24 protein-coding genes are annotated in these 21,248 nt (G+C 44.1%); 13 read left to right on the plus strand and 11 right to left on the minus strand.

What is annotated here, in order from left to right; translation table 11 throughout:
• Window positions 1-25 precede the first annotated feature (25 nt).
• The 8 genes from pcnB (at window position 26) to MAMP_RS04115 (ending at window position 6,958) form a co-directional block, all read left to right on the plus strand.
• Window positions 26-1,390, plus strand: a complete 1,365-nt coding sequence (pcnB, locus tag MAMP_RS04080) for a polynucleotide adenylyltransferase PcnB (RefSeq protein ID WP_040576176.1) — start codon at window positions 26-28, stop codon at window positions 1,388-1,390.
• Window positions 1,390-1,878 carry a 2-amino-4-hydroxy-6-hydroxymethyldihydropteridine diphosphokinase gene (folK, locus tag MAMP_RS04085; RefSeq protein WP_007144717.1) on the plus strand — a complete coding sequence of 163 codons (489 nt, stop codon included), beginning with the start codon at window positions 1,390-1,392 and terminating at the stop codon, window positions 1,876-1,878. Before pcnB ends, folK begins: the two co-directional genes overlap by 1 nt.
• The gene (locus tag MAMP_RS04090) at window positions 1,875-2,534 is read left to right on the plus strand and encodes a deoxynucleoside kinase (RefSeq protein ID WP_007144718.1); all 660 of its coding nucleotides are present in this window, start codon (window positions 1,875-1,877) and stop codon (window positions 2,532-2,534) included. The genes folK and MAMP_RS04090 overlap by 4 nt, the downstream gene beginning before the upstream one ends.
• A gap of 2 nt (window positions 2,535-2,536) precedes the next feature.
• Window positions 2,537-3,331: a 3-methyl-2-oxobutanoate hydroxymethyltransferase gene (gene panB / locus MAMP_RS04095; RefSeq protein WP_007144719.1), complete on the plus strand. Its 795-nt coding sequence runs from the start codon at window positions 2,537-2,539 to the stop codon at window positions 3,329-3,331.
• Window positions 3,331-4,185 carry a pantoate--beta-alanine ligase gene (gene panC, locus MAMP_RS04100; RefSeq protein WP_007144720.1) on the plus strand — a complete coding sequence of 285 codons (855 nt, stop codon included), beginning with the start codon at window positions 3,331-3,333 and terminating at the stop codon, window positions 4,183-4,185. The genes panB and panC overlap by 1 nt, the downstream gene beginning before the upstream one ends.
• Window positions 4,186-4,236: 51 nt before the next feature.
• The gene (gene panD / locus MAMP_RS04105; RefSeq protein WP_007144721.1) at window positions 4,237-4,617 is read left to right on the plus strand and encodes an aspartate 1-decarboxylase; all 381 of its coding nucleotides are present in this window, start codon (window positions 4,237-4,239) and stop codon (window positions 4,615-4,617) included.
• 22 nt (window positions 4,618-4,639) lie between these two features.
• Window positions 4,640-5,152 (plus strand): YqhA family protein, encoded by a 513-nt coding sequence (locus tag MAMP_RS04110; RefSeq protein ID WP_007144722.1) that lies wholly within the window; start codon window positions 4,640-4,642, stop codon window positions 5,150-5,152.
• A gap of 87 nt (window positions 5,153-5,239) precedes the next feature.
• Window positions 5,240-6,958 carry a bifunctional ornithine lipid synthase OlsF gene (locus MAMP_RS04115; RefSeq protein ID WP_007144723.1) on the plus strand — a complete coding sequence of 573 codons (1,719 nt, stop codon included), beginning with the start codon at window positions 5,240-5,242 and terminating at the stop codon, window positions 6,956-6,958.
• On the opposite strand, the gene MAMP_RS04120 is transcribed toward MAMP_RS04115, so the two are convergent.
• Both MAMP_RS04120 and MAMP_RS04125 read right to left on the minus strand, forming a co-directional pair.
• Window positions 6,955-7,413 carry a YchJ family protein gene (locus tag MAMP_RS04120; RefSeq protein ID WP_007144724.1) on the minus strand — a complete coding sequence of 153 codons (459 nt, stop codon included), beginning with the start codon at window positions 7,411-7,413 and terminating at the stop codon, window positions 6,955-6,957. The genes MAMP_RS04115 and MAMP_RS04120 overlap by 4 nt on opposite strands.
• The gene (locus MAMP_RS04125) at window positions 7,406-8,191 is read right to left on the minus strand and encodes an NAD(P)H-binding protein (protein WP_040576177.1); all 786 of its coding nucleotides are present in this window, start codon (window positions 8,189-8,191) and stop codon (window positions 7,406-7,408) included. Before MAMP_RS04125 ends, MAMP_RS04120 begins: the two co-directional genes overlap by 8 nt.
• A 108-nt stretch (window positions 8,192-8,299) precedes the next feature.
• Between MAMP_RS04125 and MAMP_RS04130 the strand changes: the two genes are divergently transcribed.
• Window positions 8,300-8,824, plus strand: coding sequence for a retropepsin-like aspartic protease family protein (locus MAMP_RS04130; protein ID WP_007144726.1), 525 nt, complete (start codon window positions 8,300-8,302; stop codon window positions 8,822-8,824).
• Here the strand turns inward: MAMP_RS04130 and MAMP_RS04135 are convergent.
• The 7 genes from MAMP_RS04135 to MAMP_RS04165 all read right to left on the minus strand — a co-directional run bounded on the left by MAMP_RS04135 (window position 8,816) and on the right by MAMP_RS04165 (window position 14,366).
• Entirely contained in the window at window positions 8,816-9,094 is a 279-nt protein-coding gene (locus MAMP_RS04135) for a hypothetical protein (RefSeq protein ID WP_007144727.1), read from the minus strand. The genes MAMP_RS04130 and MAMP_RS04135 overlap by 9 nt on opposite strands.
• Window positions 9,084-9,746, minus strand: a complete 663-nt coding sequence (locus MAMP_RS04140) for a lytic transglycosylase domain-containing protein (RefSeq protein WP_040576178.1) — start codon at window positions 9,744-9,746, stop codon at window positions 9,084-9,086. Before MAMP_RS04140 ends, MAMP_RS04135 begins: the two co-directional genes overlap by 11 nt.
• Before the next feature lie 14 nt (window positions 9,747-9,760).
• The gene (locus MAMP_RS04145; protein WP_007144729.1) at window positions 9,761-10,228 is read right to left on the minus strand and encodes a CopD family protein; all 468 of its coding nucleotides are present in this window, start codon (window positions 10,226-10,228) and stop codon (window positions 9,761-9,763) included.
• A 25-nt stretch (window positions 10,229-10,253) separates the two neighbouring features.
• On the minus strand, window positions 10,254-11,780 hold the full coding sequence (locus MAMP_RS04150) for a fumarate hydratase (RefSeq protein WP_007144730.1): 1,527 nt from the start codon (window positions 11,778-11,780) through the stop codon (window positions 10,254-10,256).
• 10 nt (window positions 11,781-11,790) lie between these two features.
• On the minus strand, window positions 11,791-13,500 hold the full coding sequence (locus MAMP_RS04155) for a proline--tRNA ligase (protein ID WP_007144731.1): 1,710 nt from the start codon (window positions 13,498-13,500) through the stop codon (window positions 11,791-11,793).
• A 63-nt stretch (window positions 13,501-13,563) separates the two neighbouring features.
• Window positions 13,564-13,899: a phenylpyruvate tautomerase MIF-related protein gene (locus MAMP_RS04160; RefSeq protein WP_007144732.1), complete on the minus strand. Its 336-nt coding sequence runs from the start codon at window positions 13,897-13,899 to the stop codon at window positions 13,564-13,566.
• 11 nt (window positions 13,900-13,910) lie between these two features.
• A complete protein-coding gene (locus MAMP_RS04165) occupies window positions 13,911-14,366 on the minus strand; it encodes a DUF4124 domain-containing protein (protein ID WP_007144733.1) in 456 nt (151 codons plus the stop codon).
• A 57-nt stretch (window positions 14,367-14,423) separates the two neighbouring features.
• On the opposite strand from MAMP_RS04165, the gene MAMP_RS04170 reads away from it, so the two are divergent.
• On the plus strand, window positions 14,424-15,263 hold the full coding sequence (locus MAMP_RS04170; protein WP_007144734.1) for an RluA family pseudouridine synthase: 840 nt from the start codon (window positions 14,424-14,426) through the stop codon (window positions 15,261-15,263).
• A 1-nt stretch (window position 15,264) separates the two neighbouring features.
• Here MAMP_RS04170 and MAMP_RS04175 read toward each other — a convergent pair whose 3' ends face one another.
• Together MAMP_RS04175 and MAMP_RS04180 are read right to left on the minus strand one after the other, a co-directional pair.
• Window positions 15,265-16,611 carry an MATE family efflux transporter gene (locus tag MAMP_RS04175; RefSeq protein WP_007144735.1) on the minus strand — a complete coding sequence of 449 codons (1,347 nt, stop codon included), beginning with the start codon at window positions 16,609-16,611 and terminating at the stop codon, window positions 15,265-15,267.
• 36 nt (window positions 16,612-16,647) lie between these two features.
• Window positions 16,648-18,657, minus strand: a complete 2,010-nt coding sequence (locus MAMP_RS04180) for a sodium-translocating pyrophosphatase (RefSeq protein WP_007144736.1) — start codon at window positions 18,655-18,657, stop codon at window positions 16,648-16,650.
• 148 nt (window positions 18,658-18,805) lie between these two features.
• On the opposite strand from MAMP_RS04180, the gene MAMP_RS04185 reads away from it, so the two are divergent.
• The 3 genes from MAMP_RS04185 to serB all read left to right on the plus strand — a co-directional run bounded on the left by MAMP_RS04185 (window position 18,806) and on the right by serB (window position 21,223).
• Window positions 18,806-19,597 carry a sulfite exporter TauE/SafE family protein gene (locus tag MAMP_RS04185; RefSeq protein WP_007144737.1) on the plus strand — a complete coding sequence of 264 codons (792 nt, stop codon included), beginning with the start codon at window positions 18,806-18,808 and terminating at the stop codon, window positions 19,595-19,597.
• Window positions 19,598-19,764: 167 nt separating this feature from the next.
• A complete protein-coding gene (gene ppa, locus MAMP_RS04190) occupies window positions 19,765-20,304 on the plus strand; it encodes an inorganic diphosphatase (protein ID WP_007144738.1) in 540 nt (179 codons plus the stop codon).
• Window positions 20,305-20,377: 73 nt separating this feature from the next.
• Complete coding sequence (gene serB, locus MAMP_RS04195) at window positions 20,378-21,223, plus strand: phosphoserine phosphatase SerB (RefSeq protein ID WP_007144739.1); 846 nt, start codon at window positions 20,378-20,380, stop codon at window positions 21,221-21,223.
• Window positions 21,224-21,248: the final 25 nt, after the last annotated feature.

Raw genomic sequence — 21,248 nt, forward strand, 5'->3', positions numbered from 1 at the left:
ATGAGCATGGTATTATTCAAAGCTTATGCTGTCGTTAAATAAAATCTTCAACAAATTGGTGAGAGGCAAAAGCGGTCAAGATCCACAACAAGGGCGCGAACCGTTAATTATCCCTCGTAGCGAACACACAATTTCGCGTAAACAGATTAGCCAACATGCGCTCAAGGTATTGTATACCTTGAAAGAGGCGGGTTATGAGGCTTACCTGGTGGGTGGTTGTGTTCGTGATTTATTACTTGGCTATGAGCCAAAAGACTTTGATGTCGCCACGAATGCTTCTCCTGAGCAAGTACATAAATTGTTTAAACGTAGCCAACTGATTGGCAGACGTTTCAAACTGGTGCATGTCAGGTTTGGACGCGAGGTCATTGAAGTTGCCACATTCAGAGCTCCCCCTGAAGCTAAACAGCATGTTGATACCCAAGGTCGCATCATGCAGGACAATGTTTACGGCACTTTAGAGCAGGATGCCTGGCGTCGCGACTTTACGATTAATGCCCTTTATTACAATATTAAAGACTTCTCTATTATTGATTATACCGGTGGGATGGCTGATCTTAATGCTGGCCTTATCCGTTTAATTGGTGACGTGGAAACACGTTATCGGGAAGATCCTGTACGCATGTTAAGGGCCTGCCGCTTTTTGGCTAAGCTGGGTCTAAAACTGGATAAACAGACGGAACAGGGCATTTTTGACTGGGCACATTTGATTAGAGATATCCCTCCGGCACGATTGTTTGATGAAACACTCAAACTATACCTGAGCGGCCAAGCGGGGATGACTCATGATTTACTTTGTCATTACGGCCTGTTTGAACATCTGTACCCTCAAACAGCTGCTTTATTACATGAAGAGCAAGACGGCTATCCAAGAACAATGCTGATGAAAGCATTAGAGAACACAGATATCCGTATTGCTGCTGATAAACCGGTTACACCAGCATTTTTATTCGCAGCGATTTTATGGGAACCGGTGAGACAACGAACCTTATTGCTGATGACAAACGGCATGCCAGAAATTCCAGCGATGCAGCGAGCGTCGTCAGAAATTATTGGTGAGCAGATCCAACGTGTTGCTATTCCAAAGCGTTATAGTCTGGTAACGCGTGATATATGGACTTTACAGCCCCGATTATTGAAGCGTCAGGGGAAAAGGGCATACAGAACCTTATTACATCCAAAGTTTCGCGCTGGATATGACTTTTTAGCATTACGTGCAGAGTCTGGTGAACCGTTGAACGAACCTGTCGATTGGTGGACAAAATTTCAGGCTGAAACAGCCACTCAGCAGCAGGTAATGGTTGATTCGCTGGGTAAAGAGAGCAGTGTAAAAAAGCCCCGCCGTCGACGTCGAAGACGACCAGCAGCAAAAAAAACGGAACAGAATTAATGCAGGTGTTTATCGGATTGGGAAGTAATTTAGACGACCCGCAAACGCAAATTTTGACAGCGATTGACGATATAAAAAAACTCGACAACACGCGTCTAATCAAACAATCATCGCTTTATCATAGCCCGCCAATGGGACCCCAGGATCAGCCTGATTATGTGAATGCTGTTGTCGAGGTGGACACAGGATTGCCGCCGCATGTATTGCTTGATAACCTGCAAAAACTTGAACAAAAGCACGGAAGAATAAAAAAGCGACATTGGGGTGAACGTACGCTGGATCTGGATATTTTGCTTTATTCTAATCTGATGATCGATGATGAACGATTAAAAGTCCCGCATCCTGGCTTAACAGAACGTGCTTTTGTGGTGTACCCATTAGCTGAAATTGCTGCTGATATCACTATCCCTGGTAAAGGTGATTTAGCAACCATAAAGCAAGATTGTCCTTTGGATGGATTGAGAAAAGTGGAAATGCATAAACAATGAATCACTCGCTAACACATCGTTATATTGTGGTTGAAGGCCCCATCGGCGTGGGTAAAACCCATTTAGTGAAACGTTTGGCCGAGAGTTTTTCTGGTTCGGTTTTACTTGAGCAGCCTGAACAAAATCCCTTTCTGGAAAAATTTTATCTGTATCCGAAACAGTCTGCTTTACCTACGCAGTTGAGCTTTCTGATGCAGCGAGTCAAATTGGGTAAGTCACTAAATCAGGATGATTTATTCAATGATTTGCATATCGCTGATTTTATGGTGGAAAAGGACAAATTATTTGCTCAAATTTCCCTGGATGACGATGAGTTAGCTTTATACAATATGGTCTATGATAATTTGACTTTGCATCATAGAACGCCTGATTTAGTCATCTATCTACAAGCCTCTTTACCTGTACTAAAATCGCGGATTGCTCAGCGTGGCATTAGTTATGAACAACATGTAGAAGAAGGCTATCTGAAACGTTTAGCCGATACTTATGCCGATTTTTTCCATTATTACGATGCGTCACCCCTTTTAATTGTCAACGCGGAGCAGATCGATTTGGTGAACGGTGATCAGGACTACCTGCAATTACTCGAACAAATCTGTAGCATTCAAAGTGGTCGTCATTATTACAATCCTTTGCCCGTCTCAGAGAAGAAATAATCATGAGCCGTATTAGCCTTAAACATCTGCGTCAAATGAAAGTGGCGCAGGAAAAAATCGCTGTTCTGACAGCATATGATGCCAGTTTCAGTTATGCGCTTGAGCAAGCCGGTGTCGATATTCTGCTGGTAGGTGATTCGCTGGGTATGGTGATCCAGGGCCAGGAAAGTACTGTTCCTGTCAGTGTTGACGATATTATTTATCACACAGCCAATGTTATCCGTGGCAGCGATAAATTATTCGTTATTGCTGATATGCCATTTATGAGTTATGCCAATCCAGACCAAGCTATCAAAAACGCCGCACGACTAATGGCCGAAGGTGGAGCGCAGATGGTCAAACTTGAAGGCGGGGCGGTCATCATTGAGACAGTGAAACAACTCACTGCGCGGGGTATCCCTGTTTGTGGACACCTGGGATTATTACCTCAATCAGTTCACCGCTTAGGTGGTTATATTGTGCAGGGTCGTGAGACAGCGGCGGCTGAAGAATTGATCGCCGATGCTATCAGTTTGCAAGAAGCTGGAGCAGATATGTTGGTGTTGGAATGTGTACCGGCGACCTTAGGTGCGGTAGTCAGTAAACAATTGGATATTCCTGTTATCGGTATTGGTGCAGGCAGTGACTGTGATGGTCAAGTGCTGGTGGTATATGACATGCTGGGCTTAACGCCTGGAAAACGTCCACGCTTCAGTCATGACTTTTTAGCTGATACAGGCTCAATACAATCGGCCATTGCCTCCTACGTGAAATCAGTGAAATCTGGTGCGTTTCCAAATGCGGAGCAGCAATTCTAATGGCGATTGCAGAAAACCTGAGTGCATTAAAAACACGTATTAAAAGCTGGCGACAGCAAAATGAAGTGATTGCTTTTGTTCCGACGATGGGAAATCTGCATGAAGGGCATCTGTCGCTAGTACAAAAGGCACGTGAACTGGCAGACCGGGTTGTGGTGAGTATTTTTGTTAACCCGTTACAGTTCAATGATCAACAGGATTTGACGAATTACCCGCGCACATTGAATGACGATGTTCAATTGCTGAGCGAGCTGGATTGTGAGCTTATTTTTACGCCGACAGAAGAGATGATCTATCCGAATGGCATGGCGTCACTAACAAAAGTCATTGTGCCTGGGTTTGATGATAAATTATGTGGTAAAGGTCGTCCTGGACATTTTGATGGCGTGGCAACCGTTGTGACAAAATTATTCAATATGGTTCAGCCGGATATTGCGATTTTTGGCGAAAAAGATTATCAGCAATTAATGTTAATCAAAAAGCTGGTCGCTGATTTGAACTTAACGGTAGATGTGATTGGCGTGCCCACAAGACGGCAGGATAGCGGGCTGGCAATGAGTTCCAGAAACACCTTATTAACTCAGAAACAGTTAGTGCAGGCGCCGTCTTTATATAAAACACTGCTCGCCACTAAACACGCGATTGAAGAGCAGGGCGAGACCGATTTTTCTTTGCTGTGCGGACAAGCAAAACAGCAATTACAAGAAGCAGGTTTAGAACCTGAATATGTTGATATTCGCCGCGCAGAAGATTTAGAACTGGCCAATGCTAACGACAAACAGCTTCGCATTCTTGCTGCTGCACGGCTCGGTAGTGTCAGGCTAATAGATAATATTGCTTGTGACCTTGCCTGATTTTTCTTAAAAAGCGATAATATTGAGCTATTTCATAAGAACATTCTGGCTATGCAACTGACCTTTTTAAAAGCAAAATTACATCGTGCTTGCGTCACTCATTCCGAACTGGAATACGAGGGCTCGTGTGCAATTGATGGAAAGTTACTGGAAGCGGCCGGTATTCACGAATATGAGCAAATCCAGATTTATAACGTCGCTAATGGCGAACGCTTTACCACTTATGCGATTCGCGCTGAGGATGGCTCAAATATTATCTCTGTCAATGGTGCCGCTGCGCACAAAGCTTCCCCGGGTGATCGTTTAATCATTTGTGCTTTTGTCACCTTAGATGCCAAAGAAGTCGAGAATTTCAAACCTACTTTGGTTTATCTTGATGAAAACAACGATATTACGCATATGCGTCACGCCATTCCTGTTCAGGCTGCATAGAAACACACGAGTTTAAATTCCCATGGAAAGATTGTTTGAGAAAGCGCTCTGGAATAGCCGCTTTGTTGTTCTGACGGCGGTTATCGCCAGCCTGATAACTGCATTAGCAATGTTCTATATGGCAACCGTTGATGTGTATTATTTAGTCACCCATCTGGGGCTTTATATGTCGCCTGATCTCATTGGTGAAGCACGGCAAGACTTTCGTGCTGAAACCGTTACACATGTGGTTGAAGTGATTGATGGTTATCTACTAGCCACGGTTTTATTTATCTTTTCTCTTGGTTTGTATGAGCTGTTTATCAGCAAAATTGAAGAAGCAGAAGAGAGTGAGAACTCAAAAGTATTAGCTATCCATAGTTTAGATGATTTAAAAGCGCGTTTAGGTCGTGTTGTTCTGATGATTCTGATCGTTAACTTTTTCGAACATGCTATCAGTATGGACTTCCATGGACCTCTTGATTTGCTGGCTCTAGCTGCCGGTATTGGTCTCATCTCCTTAGCCTTATACTTCTCCCACGCTGACGATCATTAATCGTCACAAAAACGTCATTAAAACGTTATAACGCTGTCACATCTTCTCTCTATGCTTGCATGCTATCTGCAAGCATAGAGAGAAAACATGCTCAATATCGAACAAGCTGTTCAACAAAAATTTCCTAAATTCGAACATTCCCGTCCATGGATAAAAAAATCGACGATTAGTTTTTTGCGTAAGATTACTCATGAGCAAGAAGTAAATCGTTTCCTGGACTTGCATCAGGATTTAAAAGGCTTCGATTTTATCGAACAGGTGCTGGATTATTTCAACTTCAGTTACAGCATCAGTCACCGTGATCGCAATAATATTCCCGCAACGGGGCGCGTAGTGATTGTCGCAAACCATCCCCTTGGTGCACTGGACGGCTTGTCATTATTAAAATTAGTGGGTGAAGTCCGCCGTGATGTAAAAATCGTTGCTAACGATATGCTGATGAATTTTAATGCGGTCGATTCTTTATTTTTGCCCGTAGATAATCTATCTAAATCGACTCGAAAAAGCAGTATTTCCCGCATTATTGATTGCCTGAATAATGAAGAAGCGGTGATCGTTTTCCCTGCCGGAGAAGTGTCGCGTATTCGTCCAAGTGGTGTGCGTGATGGTAAATGGAATACGGGGTTCTTGAACTTCGCCAAGAAAACCAATGCGCCTATTTTGCCCATTTATGTCGGTGCCAGAAATTCTTCATTGTTCTACAGTGCATCCATGGTCTATAAGCCGCTTTCAGGCATGATGCTGGCGCATGAGATGTTTAATAAAAACTCGAAGAACATCACCATGCGTGTCGGAGAACCTATTCCCTATAAACAGGTTGACCAACTCCCGCTGGTGAAAGCAGAAAAAGCTAAATTATTACGTCGCCATCTTTATCGTATGGCAAAAGGCAAAAAACCGTTATTCGTCACAGAACAAACCATCGCTCACCCCCAGGACAGACGTAATATCAAACGTGAGTTACAAACGGCCGAGTTATTAGGTCAGACAGCCGATAATAAAAAGATTTATTTGTTTGACTATCAACCTGACTCAGCTGTGATGCATGAGGTTGGTCGCTTACGCGAGTTTACGTTTAGACAGGTCGGTGAGGGCACAGGTAAAAGACGCGATATCGACCGTTATGATCGCGATTACCGGCATCTGATTCTATGGGATGAAAACGAATTAGAAATCGCTGGCGCTTACCGAATTGGTGAAGTTAACCACATTCTGTCACAAGCTGGCAGCCGGGGAATTTATAGTCAGGAGCTATTTACCTACGATCACGATGCGATGCAGCCTTTTTTTGAAAAGGGCATTGAGCTGGGTAGAAGTTTTGTCAGCCCGAAATACTGGGGAAGACGAAGTCTTGATTACTTATGGTACGGCATTGGGGCTTATCTGAAACGATATCCTGATATTCGCTATCTGTTTGGGCCTGTGAGTCTGTCAAACAGCTATCCTGATTTCGCTAAGGCATTAATTGTTGCTTATTATCAGCACTATTTCCCTGATGACCAACATTTAGCAATAGCGAAAAATCCCTACATCACTGATCGGAGTTTGCAACAACAAGTACTGCAAACCTATTGTGGTACCGATGCCGAGGCTGATTTTACTGCGATGCGTGAGCAGCTTACCCATATGAATGTGACTGTCCCTACCTTATATAAACAGTATGCGGATGTCTGTGAAGAGGGAGGCGTACGCTTTATCGATTTTAATATCGACGCTGATTTTGGCCACTGTATTGATGGTCTGGTGATGGTGGATTTAGATAAATTAACACCCGCTAAAAGAAAACGTTATCTGGGTGATAATTAACCGTGACAACGTTTTAGTTTTTTTCCACTGCCGCAGAAACAGGGATCGTTTCTCCCCAGTTTAATGGCGGGCAGAAGAATCCCATCATGGTAGAACCATTCACCACTTTCACAGGTAAAACGAGAGCGTTCGTGTAACTGACCCACGGGATTATCCTGATAAAACGCCACGAACTCCACTTCGGCCAATTCATTTTTTTGTTGGTGATCCAGTACGTTCAGCCCTAACCACTGCGTGTTATTGATCGTGCTCTGCAGAAGTTCTCGCTCATCTAAGCGTCGTTTTGATGGGTGCAGAGTGGCGATTAAATAGTCCACCTCAGCTAAATAAAAAGCACTATATCGGGAGCGCATCAATTGCTCAGCGTTTTCCGCGCCTTGTTGTTTTTTATGGAGAGGTTCACAGCACTCACTATAAGAAAGCTGGCTGAGACAGGGGCATAAATCATTATTCATAAGCGTTAGCGGGAATGGCCATTAAATCGGGATACTGAAATTGATAGGACAGTAATGATTTGGCTTTATCGTTACTGACGATTTTATAGGATGATGCATTATCCTGATTAAAGTCTGGTACAGGCTGTTTCAATAGCTCAGCTGCATGCCTGTAAAATTGCTTCTTACTTGGATGTGTGTCTGCACAACCATTAAGAACCTCTCCCCAGACATGTTGTTTCAATACTTGCTCAATAATGCCTATGCAGTCATCAAGGTGAATTAAGTTAACGGGGGCATCTGCCTGCTGAACCTGTTTTCCATGTCTGAAAAAACGGCCTGGATGACGATCTGGTCCGATTAATCCACTGAAACGAATAATGCTGGTGAGAAAGTGCGAAGATTGTCTAAACCGCGATTCTATTTGCCACAGAATGCTATCCTCATTTTCAAACTGATGCTCTTCTTTGACCCAGTCATTGGTGTTTTGGTAAACCGAACTGGAGCTGATAAATAACACCTGTTTGATAGGGCTGTTTTCAATCTGATTAATGAAATTTTCAAAAGCGTCTTTATTTTTATTAGTAATATTAACAATCAGGGTGTCAGCGTTCAGGAACTGGCTAAAATCGGTACCTGTCTCAATGTCGATCTGATAGACATCAAACCCTTCATCTCTCAATATTGATTGCTTTTCTGTTTGGCGCGTTGAGAGTTTGATATGAGTGTCAGCTGAGCGCAAATGTCTTGCTAATCTCAAACCTAACCAACCACTGCCGAGAATACTGATCGTATTAATGACACACCTCTAATTGAATTATTAAGATGGCGCCACCATATCAAGCATTAGTCAGATTGTCATGGTTGTTTATACTATGGTGATAAAACATAGAAGGAAGAGCAGGGGATGAGTGCACCTGATATATCAAAATTGTTTTCTGGAAATATCGTGACGATATTATTCTGGTTGTTTTTAATGGGGTCACTCACCTTGTTCTTTAATGGCTATATTCAGCAGCGCGATAACCCTAATCAAGCATTAATGGCAGCAAATTCAGGCACGGGTGAGGTGACTTTAAAACGTAATCGTGACGGTCATTATCTAGCACCAGGTTATATTAATGGCCATCCTGTGAATTTCCTGCTGGATACCGGTGCTACCAATGTCAGTATCCCTGCCGCCATTGCTGAAGCGGCCGGCTTGAAAAAAGGACCTACGTCCATGGTCTCAACAGCTAATGGTGTTGTGCCTGTCTTTCAGACTGATGTCGATACGGTGCGTCTTGGTGGTATTACCTTGAATCATGTCGATGCCAGTATCAACCCGCATATGACCGATGGTGTGGTTTTATTGGGGATGAGTTTTATGAAACATCTGGATATCACCCAGCGTAACGGGGTGATGACGCTGCGCGTACCGGTGTCAGGATAGGGAAATCTTAACCACTTTCATGTACTCGAAAGTCATACGGGCAATGACTTCTTTATCCGGGTAATAGACAATATCTACCCGCGCCCCTTTTAGTGATTTATATCGGCGTTGACGCTTGTATTTATAGGGAACATCCTGACCTTCGATCGTCACGGTATTCAACACCCATTCACCTTCTTCACGTTGAACATGAGAAGACACTTTCTGCATAGTAGCGTGGATTAAATGGTCGTTTTCAGCCAGCCATTTTTTTGTTTTTCTAACTTTCATGTTGATAACGTTGATGCAAAATGCTCACACGTTCTACATAAACTTTTGTCTCGGAGTAAGGGGGAACATCATTATATTTTTTCACGGCATTAGGTCCTGCATTATAAGCAGCTGTGGCAAGGCGAGTATTGCCCTTGAACAAAGATAGCAGCTCAGCCAGATATTTAACACCGCCTTCTATGTTTTGTTCGACATTAAAAGGGTTATTGACACCTAAGTCTTTGGCTGTGCCTGGCATTAATTGCATCAGACCTTGAGCACCAGTTCTGGAAATGGCTTTTTGATTAAATGCTGATTCTGCATGTATGACCGCTCTGACTAATGCTGTTTCAACACCATATTTTTTTGCATAACGTTTTATTTCAGAAGCGTAGGACGATGTGTCTAATTTTATGGTGTGCCAATTAATGCTTGAGGATGGATTACAGGCATAACAGCTGTATTTAAGAATCTCAAAGTGTCCATGTGCGGGTTTTTGATCTGAAAAAACAAAGCCTTCACCGGTTTGTGATTTATAAATGACAGTTTGCGATGTGGCTTGTCTGACATTACTGAACTCAACCGAGCCATCCGGGTTTTGAATTCGCTGAATGGTATCTGTCAGAGCCAGCTGACTATATATCAATGTCAGACTGAGCAAACACCATTTCATCAGCGTATCCATGATTAACTTAACCAGTAACGTCCAGAGCTGGCTATCAGAATAGTAATAATGCCTAAGATCAGATTAAGCAGAACCAGTTTGCGTATTTGAGTTAATGCCGTGCCTGCGGTAATCCAGTCATGTTCGGCTACAGCCCATTTAAGCTTTTTGAAAGGGTTAAAAAACACATGCATAAAAATGAGCATCATAAAAATGCCGATAAGTAACATAATATGTACATGAATACCGACACCATCAACGCCGCCCATACCGCCTAATAAAGGAATCATCCAAGCGCCAGTGACAAGCAAAGTGATGATAGAAAGCCATACCCAGTTGAAAAAGGTTTTTAATACACCAGCCCATAAAGGCAGACGTTGTTCTTGCGTCAGTAATTCAACTGCTGCAGGTCGAAGAGCGGTATAAGCGAAAAACATACCTCCCACCCAAATAACGGCGGCTAACAGGTGTAAAGGTAATGCAATCATCATAACTAGGCTCTCTTTGAATGTAATATCAATTATTGTTTATCGGTATATCGGCAATTTTAATTTTCCATTCACTCGGACCTGTTTTGTGTACCGAATGACCTTCACTATCTACTGCCACAGTAACCGGCATATTTTCTACGTAAAACTCACGAATGGCTTCCATTCCCAGTTCTTCAAATGCCACCATCCGTGATGACTTAATCGCTTTTGAAACTAAATACGCTGCACCACCGATGGCAATCAGATAGACCGAATGATGTTTTTTGATGGAGGCAATAGTTTCATCGCCACGCTCAGCTTTACCAATCATGCCTAATAAACCGGTCTTTTCAAGCATCATATCGGTAAATTTATCCATTCGGGTCGCAGTTGTCGGACCTGCAGGGCCAACAACTTCACCTTGAACCGGATCAACTGGACCGACGTAGTAGATAAAGCGGTTATTAAAATCGAGTCCTTCTGGCAGAGATTCACCATTATTCAGTAAATCAGCGATTTTTTTGTGCGCAGCATCACGTCCTGTTAATAAATGCCCTGACAATAACAGCGTTTCTCCGGGTTGCCATTCCGCTATGTCTTTAGCGGTTATATCATCCAAATTAACATGGCGGGTATTCTCTGCGGCTTCCCAGGTAATATCTGGCCAGTCATCCATGGAGGGGGGCTCAAATTCTGCCGGCCCTGTTCCGTCTAAACTAAAATGAATATGACGGCTGGCGGCACAATTTGGAATCATGGCGACAGGTAATGAAGCAGCATGTGTTGGGTAATCATTGATTTTGACATCCAGAACAGTGGTTAAACCACCCAAGCCTTGGGCACCAATACCCAGCTGATTGACTTTTTCATAGAGTTCAACACGAAGTTTCTCTGTGGCCGTTTCGGCACCGCGATCGATTAATTCTTGTATATCGATAGGATGCATTAATGACTCTTTGGCCATCAGCATCGCTTTTTCTGCTGTACCACCAATACCAATACCTAACATGCCCGGCGGACACCAGCCAGCCCCCATGGTCGGCACCGTTTTTAATACCCAATCAACCAGATTGTCACTTGGATTCAGAATGGTGAATTTGGCTTTGTTTTCTGAGCCACCACCTTTGGCTGCAATTAAGACTTCAACAGTATCACCGATGACTATTTCGGTATGAATAACCGCCGGGGTGTTATCTCCGGTATTTTTGCGTACACCAATAGGGTCAGACACAATGGAGGCTCGTAAAACGTTGTCAGGGTGAAGATAAGCACGACGTACACCCTCATTAACCATATCATCAAGGCTTTTTGAGGTTTCCCACTGCACATCCATACCCACTTTGACAAAGACATTAACAATGCCAGTGTCCTGACAGATAGGACGGTTATTTTCTGCACACATTCTGGAGTTCACCAAAATTTGTGCAATAGCGTCTTTTGCAGCGACGGATTGCTCACGCTCATAAGCCGCGCTCATTGCCTGAATAAAATCCTTTGGATGATAACAGGCAATAAATTGCAGGGCATCTGCAATACTGTCGATAAAGTCAGTCTCTTTAATGACTGTCGTCATGCATTAAACCTCAGCTCAATTTTTGTTTGATGATATTGACCACATCATAAATCGCAAACTCTTCGCCATCACCGCTACGACGGTTTTTGTATTCAATCATGCCATTATCCAGACCGCGTTCACCCAGGATTAAGCGGTGTGGAATACCAATCAGTTCCATATCAGCAAAGGCAACACCAGGACGCAAACCACGGTCATCAAGTAACACATCCACACCTGCTGCAAGCAGTTGTTGGTAGACCTCTTCAGCTTTTTCTTTAACCCGAACGGATTTATGGGCATTAACAGGCACCAACACGACTTGATAAGGCGCAATCGATTCTGGCCAGATAATGCCGCGATCATCATGATTTTGCTCAATGGCTGCGGCGACAACACGGGATACACCAATACCATAACAACCCATAGTAACGATTTGTGATTTTCCGGATTCTGTCAACACAACCGCATTTAATTTGCTGCTGTAATTTTCGCCGAGCTGGAAGATATGCCCGACTTCAATACCCCGGGCGATTTCTAAATGGCCTTGACCATCTGGACTAGGATCGCCTGCCATAACTTTACGCAAATCTGCGGTTTCTGGTTCAGGTAAATCACGCCCCCAGTTTACGCCAGTTAAATGTTTGTCATCCTGATTAGCACCACAAACAAAGTCGCTGACAAAAGCGGCAGCATGATCAACGATGACAGGAATAGTTAAACCAACAGGGCCTACCGAACCGATATTAGCATGGCTGATTTCAAGTACTTTTTCTGCTGTAACAAAGGTGAGTGGCGCGGCTACCAGAGGGTGTTTTTCAGCTTTAATCTCATTAAGCTCGTGATCACCGCGAACAACCAATGCAACCACAGAACCTTCTTCGACACCTTCTACCAATAAGGTTTTCAGACATTGTGAAGCTGGTTTGTTGAGATACTGACTGACATCGTCAATAGTGTGCTTTGCGGGTGTTTCAACCACGGTCATAGTTTCACTGGCTGCTGCACGTTCACCTTGTGGTGCTACGGCTTCTGCTAACTCAACATTGGCAGCGTAATCACTTTTATCACTAAAGGCGATAGCATCTTCACCTGAACTGGCTAACACATGAAACTCATGTGAGGCATTACCACCAATACTACCGGTGTCTGCCTGAACAGCGCGGAACTCCAAACCGATGCGACTGAAAATACGAGAATATGTCGCATACATATTGTCATAGGTTTCTTGTAAAGAAGCCTGATCCAGATGGAATGAATAGGCATCTTTCATCAGGAATTCACGAGCACGCATCAAACCAAAGCGTGGGCGAATTTCATCACGGAATTTGGTCTGGATTTGATAAAAGTTCACTGGTAACTGTTTGTAACTACGAATTTCCTGACGAACGAGATCGGTAATGACTTCTTCATGAGTCGGTCCATAACAGAACTCACGCTGGTGGCGATCAGTGATGCGCAATAATTCAGGGCCATATTTCTCCCAACGTTGGCTTTCTTGCCAGAGTTCAGCCGGTTGTACCGAGGGCATTAATACTTCCTGCGCGCCAGCTCTATCCATTTCTTCGCGGACGATCGCTTCTGTTTTTCTGAGTACTTTGAGTCCCATTGGCAGCCATGTATATAAGCCCGATGCCAGACGACGGATAAGGCCGGCACGGAGCATTAATTGATGGCTGACAATTTCTGCGTCTGCTGGTGTCTCTTTTAAAGTGGAAATAAGCAGGTTAGAGGCGCGCATGTGTTTTTATTTTTCCTGTAATGATAATTGGTTAGCTCTGAGGCTATGAGTTAAGGATAAAACTTAAAATGTACTGTGATTCCAACCCCAGTTTTGTCGCTCTGAGTCAGTCATGCTGATATAGATACGACCACCTTCAACTTTTAGGTTCTCACTGATGAGTGTACATAAGGTATCCGAGAAGGCCTGACGATCACCGGGTAAGCCGAGAGCTCGATAATCAAGCATCGCCGCAGGCGCATCACTGCCACCAAATGACATATCGGCGTTGTCATTCAGCACAATCATGACATAGCTTTCAGGTTTACCTGACGCTTTAGCAACGGTTTCACTGGTCTTTTTAATAAACTGCGTTTTATCTTTAACTTCTTGATTAGTCGTAATATTAAGGTATGGCATTTTGCTTCTCCTTATTGACAGTGTTGTTTAATATTGTTGCTCAATTCTTGTATTTTCTGTTGACGATCTTCTTCTTTGATGCGTTGTAAGTTGCCATTTTCATCATAAAATCGTCCGCCCGGATGGTTTTGATAGGCGGTAAGTGCGTCTTTGGCATCTTGACATTGTTTTTCAAGTGCTGCTTCTTGTTCTGCTTTTTGCTCTGCCTGTTGTTGTGCTTGTTGCTTTTCCTGTTCAGCCGCTTTTTGCTGAGCAATCAAGGCATCGACTTCTCTCTGGGCTTGAGCTGGATCGACAGAGGGTGGCGGTGGTGTTTTGATCAATTCTGCGGGAGCAGATTCGGGAGCTTGCTGACTGTAGTGAACCTGTCCCTGTTCATCGACCCACTTATACACATCAGCGCTGGCGGTGCCAGTAACGGTCGCAGACAGTATAATCAGACTGAATTTGAGATTATCTCTTAACATTACATACACCAAGGCTCTAAACTACGTTAATTCTACGCCAAAGCCAGCCATCATAAAATGTCTTATCACACTGATCGTTTTGAAATTCATTTACCTGTTGAAAAATCAGGGGCTAATGCCGTTGATCTATTAGCTGATGCCTGTGCGCTTTCTAAGCAACATTTAAAACGTATTATGCTTAAGGGAGCAGTGTGGGTCAGTGTCGGCAAAAGAACACAACGCTTGCGCCGAGCCAAGCGTTTATTAAAAGCGGGTGAAACCTTGCATCTCTACTACGACAAAGCCGTGTTAGAACGTGAAATGACACCTCCTGAGTTGATGGCCGACTTTGGCCATTACAGCGTCTGGAATAAACCCTACGGTGTATTATCCCAAGGATCGAAATGGGGCGATCACTGCACCGTCACTCGCTGGGCCGAGCAAGAACTCAAACCTCAACGTAATGCTTTCGTCGTGCATCGCCTGGATCGGGCCGCTAATGGTTTAATTGTGATTGCTCATGAAAAACAGGCAGCAGCAAAATTATCGGCTTTATTTCAACAACGAGATATTGATAAGCGCTATCGAATCTGGGTGGAAGGCGAGTTTTCAGCAGCGGCAACAAGCGACAAGCCTATTACCGTTGATCTGCCGATTGACGGCAGACACGCTCGTAGCCATTTCGTTTTTATGCAGTACGATCCAGTCAAACAACAGAGTTTGTTAGATGTGTCGATTGAAACAGGCCGTAAACATCAGATCCGTCGGCATGCAGCAAGCCTAGGGTTTCCAGTGATTGGTGACCGACTTTATGGTCAGCGTAAAACCACAGAAAATCTGCAACTCAGTGCTTATTATCTGGCGTTTATTTGCCCATTCACCGGGCAACCGCGAAAGTTTGATTTGCTAGCCGGATAAATCATTTTTTAAGGGCTATGCGCTGGAATATACCGGGCAGATAGGCAGCTTGAGAGATGGCTCTGGCAATAAAAAGTACCATCAAGGCTGCCCATAAGCCATGATTTCCATAGTCTTGAAAGAAATACCAACTGGGTAAAAAACAGACAAAGACCGAAAACAGCATGGCATTTCTCATTTCTTTGCCAAGTGTCGCGCCGACAAATAAACCATCAAATAAATAGGACCAAACAGCAAGCAACGGCGCAATAATAACCCAAGTACTATATTGCTCCGCTAGTGTTACAACAGCCGGTATATCGGTAAGCATACTGACAATCTGTTGGTGAAATAAGCCATACACAAGACTAAATAAAGCGGCGACCGCTAGCGCCCATTGTCCATTCATAAGAAGACTGGCTTTCAACATATCTTTGTCTTTACGGCCAACAGCCTTACCTGTCATCACTTCGGTAGCATTGGCAAAACCATCCAGGACATAGGCCATAAAGGTAATAAAATTGAGCAAAACCATATTCGCGGCCAGAACGACATCACCATGTTGAGCACCCTGATTGGTGAAAAAGGCAAAACTGAAAATTAAACATAAGGTTCTCAGCATAAAATTGCCGTGTAAGGCTAGCTGATGTCGCTCTTTTATAAATCGCTTTATTGCCTGTCGAATATCAATGCTTTGCCACTGAAATCCTTTTCGGGTTAATAGAAATAGCGCAAATATTAAGCCGCTTAATTCTGCAATAACCGTGGCTAAAGCCACACCATCTGCTTTCATTTCCAGCACATTCACAAACAACAGATCCAACACAATATTGGTGATATTAATCACAACTGCCATCGCTAAGGCTGATCGTGAGGCGCTTATGCCAATCAGCCAACCCATAATGGCGTAATTAAGTAAGGTGGCTGGTGCGCTCCAGATACGAACAAAAAAATACTGCTGGGCCTGTAATAAGACTTCGGCACTGCCATCAATTAAGCTGAAAGCAATCTTGGCAATCGGCCATTGCAATAACAGTAACAACAACGCGATACCCGAAGCTAACAGTGCCGACTGGATTAACACGGACTCCGTTTCCTGCTGACTGCCATGGCCATTGACCTGAGAAGTCAGGCCGGTTGTGACCATACGTAGGAAACCAAAACCCCAGAACAGAAAGGTAAACACCATACTGCCGAGTGCGACAGCACCAAGATAGATGGGGGAGTTGAGGTGGCCCATTACAGCGGTATCAACTAAGCCAAGTATGGGGGTGGACAAATTTGCCAGAATCATCGGTCCGGCTATGGCCCAAATGTGTTGATGTGAAAGTGCTTTTTTCAATGCTGTACCCGAAAATAAAAAGGCCACATCATGTGGCCTCTGTGAAGTTTATTAAATGTAAGTTCAGAGAAGCGGGGCGATAACCAGGCTGACGATGGCCATCACATTAATCAGAATGTTCATGGCTGGGCCGGATGTATCTTTTAATGGGTCTCCCACTGTGTCACCAACCACAGCGGCTTTATGTATTTCAGAGCCTTTACCGCCATGATTCCCTTTCTCGATATATTTTTTTGCATTATCCCATGCACCACCGGCGTTAGCCATCATCAGCGCCATCATGACACAACAGATAAGTGCGCCAGCCAACATGCCACCCAGAGCTTGTGGACCCAGTACAAAGCCAACGACTACAGGAGCTAATACGGCTAATAATCCAGGCAATACCATCTTATTCAAAGCGGCTTTGGTAGCGATATCAACACAGCGGGCAGTATCGGGCTTAGCCGTTCCCTCTAATAAGCCTGGAATCTCTTTAAACTGACGACGAATCTCTCGAATCATGTCAAAGGCAGCATCACCGACAGCGGTCATGGTCAGCGCGCTGACCAAAAATGGGAATATACCGCCCAAGAACATGCCCATCAGCACCAGCGGGTTGTTTAACAATAAAACAAAGTTGCTGTCACCATGGCTGATCGTTTCAATATAAGCACTGATAATGGCCAATGCAGCCAGTGCCGCAGCCCCTATGGCAAAGCCTTTACCTATGGCAGCTGTGGTATTACCCAGCTCATCAAGTGAGTCAGTAATATCCCGGGTTTTTTTACCCATTTCCGCCATTTCAGCAATACCGCCTGCATTGTCGGCAACAGGACCATAAGCATCAATCGCCATAGTAATTCCTACTGTTGCCAACATACCAACCGCAGCAATAGCCACTCCATAAAGCCCGGCGACATAACTGGCTGAAAAAATAATGGCGGCAATGGTGATAACAGGGATAGCGACAGATTGCATGCCTAAGGCGAGTCCGGAAATCATAATGGTGGCAGGGCCGGTTTCACCACTTGCTGCCAATTTCTTTATGGGGGCACCACCTGTGTAATACTCGGTCACCAAACCAATAATGATGCCACCCAGTGCACCGGATAACACGGCAATCCATAACTCCCCAGCACCGCCCATCAGTCCAATTAACCACCAGGCAGTGACTATAAAAAGAAGTGATGCGCCAATGGTACCGATTCTTAATGCAACGCTCGGGGCTTGTTGTGAAAATAGCTTTACACTGAGAATGCCCAATATCGAGCAAATAAGTCCTGCAGAGGCCAACGCCAGTGGCAGAAACATCAGTGTAGATTTTTCACTGGCGAGTTGATTGACGGCAACAAGCCCCATGGTGGAGGCAATCGTAATACTGGCAATAATGGCACCGCAGTAGGATTCAAAAATATCGGAGCCCATACCTGCAACATCCCCAACATTGTCGCCCACGTTGTCAGCAATAACCCCAGGATTACGGGGATCATCTTCAGGGATACCGGCTTCGACCTTGCCCACTAAGTCAGCACCGACATCAGCGGACTTGGTATAGATGCCACCGCCGACTCTTGAAAATAAGGCGACTGAAGAAGCACCCATGCCAAAGCCATGAATAATATGTGTGGTCTGAGGATCGTGACCATACAGCAGGTAGAGAAAGCCTAAACCCAGTAAGCCCATGGCGGCCACAGTGAGTCCCATGATTGAGCCCCCGGAGAAAGCAACAGATAAAGCGGCGGAGGTACCTTGATTCTGTGCGGCAACCGCTGTTCTTACATTGGTTTTGGTGGAGGCATACATGCCGATGAATCCGGCACAGGCGGAGCACATAGAACCAATGAAAAATGCAAACGCACTTGGCCAACCTAAATTAGAGAATCCCAACGCTAAAATACACAATAAGCAAAAAACCGCTAACCGCGAATATTCTGCTTTCATAAAGACCATTGCTCCCAGATGAATCTGATCACCGATATCGACGACTTTACCTATCCCAGCAGGTTTTTTCAGGATTGAGATATAGAGAAATAAAGCACAAAGTAAACCGAAAATACCAAGAATGATTGGAACATAGCTGAGCGATGCCATAGAATTCCCTCTCTTCATTACAAACTGTGGGCATGAAACACGTTTATTATGGTTTTTCTACCTTTTATACGCGCCTGACATATTCAAGTAAAGTCAAAGACTTATCTTATTGATTTGCTCAGTTGGAACGAAATAGAGAGTACCCTTTATGGTGGAATGGATTGGCTATCTAATTGCAGGTTTGGTGTCTGGTTTGCTGGCCGGTTTGTTTGGTATTGGTGGCGGCCTGATCATTGTGCCTATCCTTATGCTGGTTTTTGGCTGGCAGGGTATGTCATCTGACATTGCGATTCATGTGGCTATTGCTACTTCATTAATGACGATTAGTGTTACCTCAATCTCCTCTATGTTAGCTCACCACAAATATGAAACAACGCAATGGCATTTGGTGAAAAAGCTGGCACCAAGCCTTGTATTAGGTAGCTTTGCCGGGGCCTATATTGCCAGTTCCATGCCTAGCCATATTTTAAAGATATGGTTTGGGGTATTTGCTTTGTTGGTAGCAGTAAAAATGTGGTTGCCGCCACCTAAATCTGTCTCAACTAAATTTTTAGCAGCCCCGAGTATTTTTTCTGCTGGTTTAATTACTGGTATTGTCTCCGCTATGGTTGGAATTGGTGGTGGTTCACTGGTCGTGCCATACCTGGTAATGAGTGGACTTTCTATGCAACGTGCGGTGGGAACTGCGGCGGCGTGTGGTTTGCCAATTGCCTTAAGTGGGGCTGCTGGCTACATATTGATTGGCTCCCAACTCGAACATGTTGATGGGCAGTGGCAGAGCGGCTTTGTTCACTGGCAAGCCTTTTTAGGGATTATTGCCACCAGTGTCTGGGTTGCACCGATTGGCGCAAAATTAGCCAAGACGTTACCAAGCCATATCCTGAGTCGTTTATTTTCACTATTTCTTTTTGCGTTAGCTGCGTTCTTTCTCGTTCGCTAATTGAGTGACTTGCTGGGTTTATCGCTTAATGGATTTAGCGCGTGACATAAAGTCAGATTGGCGATGTTATGAAGAATAATGCTTATTCACTTGCTGAGAGTTTAACCTGAAGGGCTTTTCTTCTATAATCAGCGACTTTGTTTATTTGCTATCTGGAGCATAACCCTATGAATCTCGACCGTGTTGGTTCAGGCAAAAATTTGCCAACAGACATCAATGTCATTATTGAAATCCCTTCACATTCTGATCCTGTGAAATATGAAGTTGATAAAGAAACCGGGGCACTTTTTGTTGACCGTTTCATGAATACTGCGATGTTTTATCCATGCAACTATGGTTATGTTCCACACACGTTGTCTGATGACGGTGATCCGGTTGATGTATTGGTTGTCAGCCCGTATGCATTAATCAGTGGTTCAGTGGTCAGTTGCCGTCCTGTGGGTATGTTAAAAATGACTGATGAGTCTGGTGAAGATGCCAAAATTATCGCCGTGCCACACGATAAAATGTACGATGATGTGAAAGATATTAATGACTTACCAGAACGTCTGTTGAATCAACTTTCACATTTCTTTGAACACTACAAAGATTTAGAAAAGAACAAATGGGTCAAAGTTGAAGGCTGGGTGGGTAAAGCTGAAGCTGAAACTGAAATTGTGGCCAGTGTTGAACGTTTTAAATCAGCACCTGTTAAACCCCAATTTTAAATCTGACTGATTTACAATGATTCGGCGAGCTGAGTTTTCAGCTCGCCGTTTTTTTATCTAGTGCGGAAACATCATGACAACACTGGTACTGCAAGGCAAAACTCTCACTCACGAACTGGCAGAGCAGATCGCCCATCAATATTCTGGTCAGTTTAACTGGTATAAACACTATGTGACGGTGACTCATGTCTCTGGCATTGATGCTGAGGCTATGCATCAGCTTCGTCAGCAATATGATTTCGATATTAATCTGATACCAGAACAATTTGATCATCGTGCCGCTAAACTTCTTGTCACCGATATGGATTCAACGCTGATTACCATCGAGTGTATTGATGAAATCGCTGATTTTATGAACCTAAAACCCGAAGTTGCAGCGATTACAGAATCAGCGATGCGTGGTGAAATAGATTTCGAAACTTCACTTCGGAAGCGCGTGTCTTTATTGAAAGGTTTAGATGTTGAGGTTCTTGAACGAGTTTATGATGAACGTTTGCGATTGAGTCCTGGGGCTGAGTTGATGGTGTCGACACTTAAACAGCATGGCTTTAGCCTGGCATTAGTATCGGGTGGCTTCACCTTTTTTACCGATAGATTAAAGCAGCGTTTAGGGCTTGATTTTGCTCAGGCCAATAAGCTGGCAGAAAAAGACGGCAAACTCACTGGAGAAGTTGACGGCGATATTTGTGGCGCACAAACCAAAGCCGATTTTCTGTTGTCATGTTGTGACAAAATGAACATTGTCGCTGAACAAACAATAGCGGTGGGGGATGGGGCGAATGATTTGTTAATGATGGAGCCAGCTGGTTTGAGTGTGGCCTATCACGCTAAACCGAAAGTGCAGCAGCAGGCGGCGACAGCAATAAATCATAATGGACTGGATGCGATTCTTGGCTTATTGCAGCTTGAATATAACTAGCCTAAGCTTGAAAACTATAAAAGCA

Source organism: Methylophaga thalassica MP (assembly GCF_000214595.1).
Taxonomy (GTDB): Bacteria; Pseudomonadota; Gammaproteobacteria; order Nitrosococcales; family Methylophagaceae; genus Methylophaga; species Methylophaga thalassica.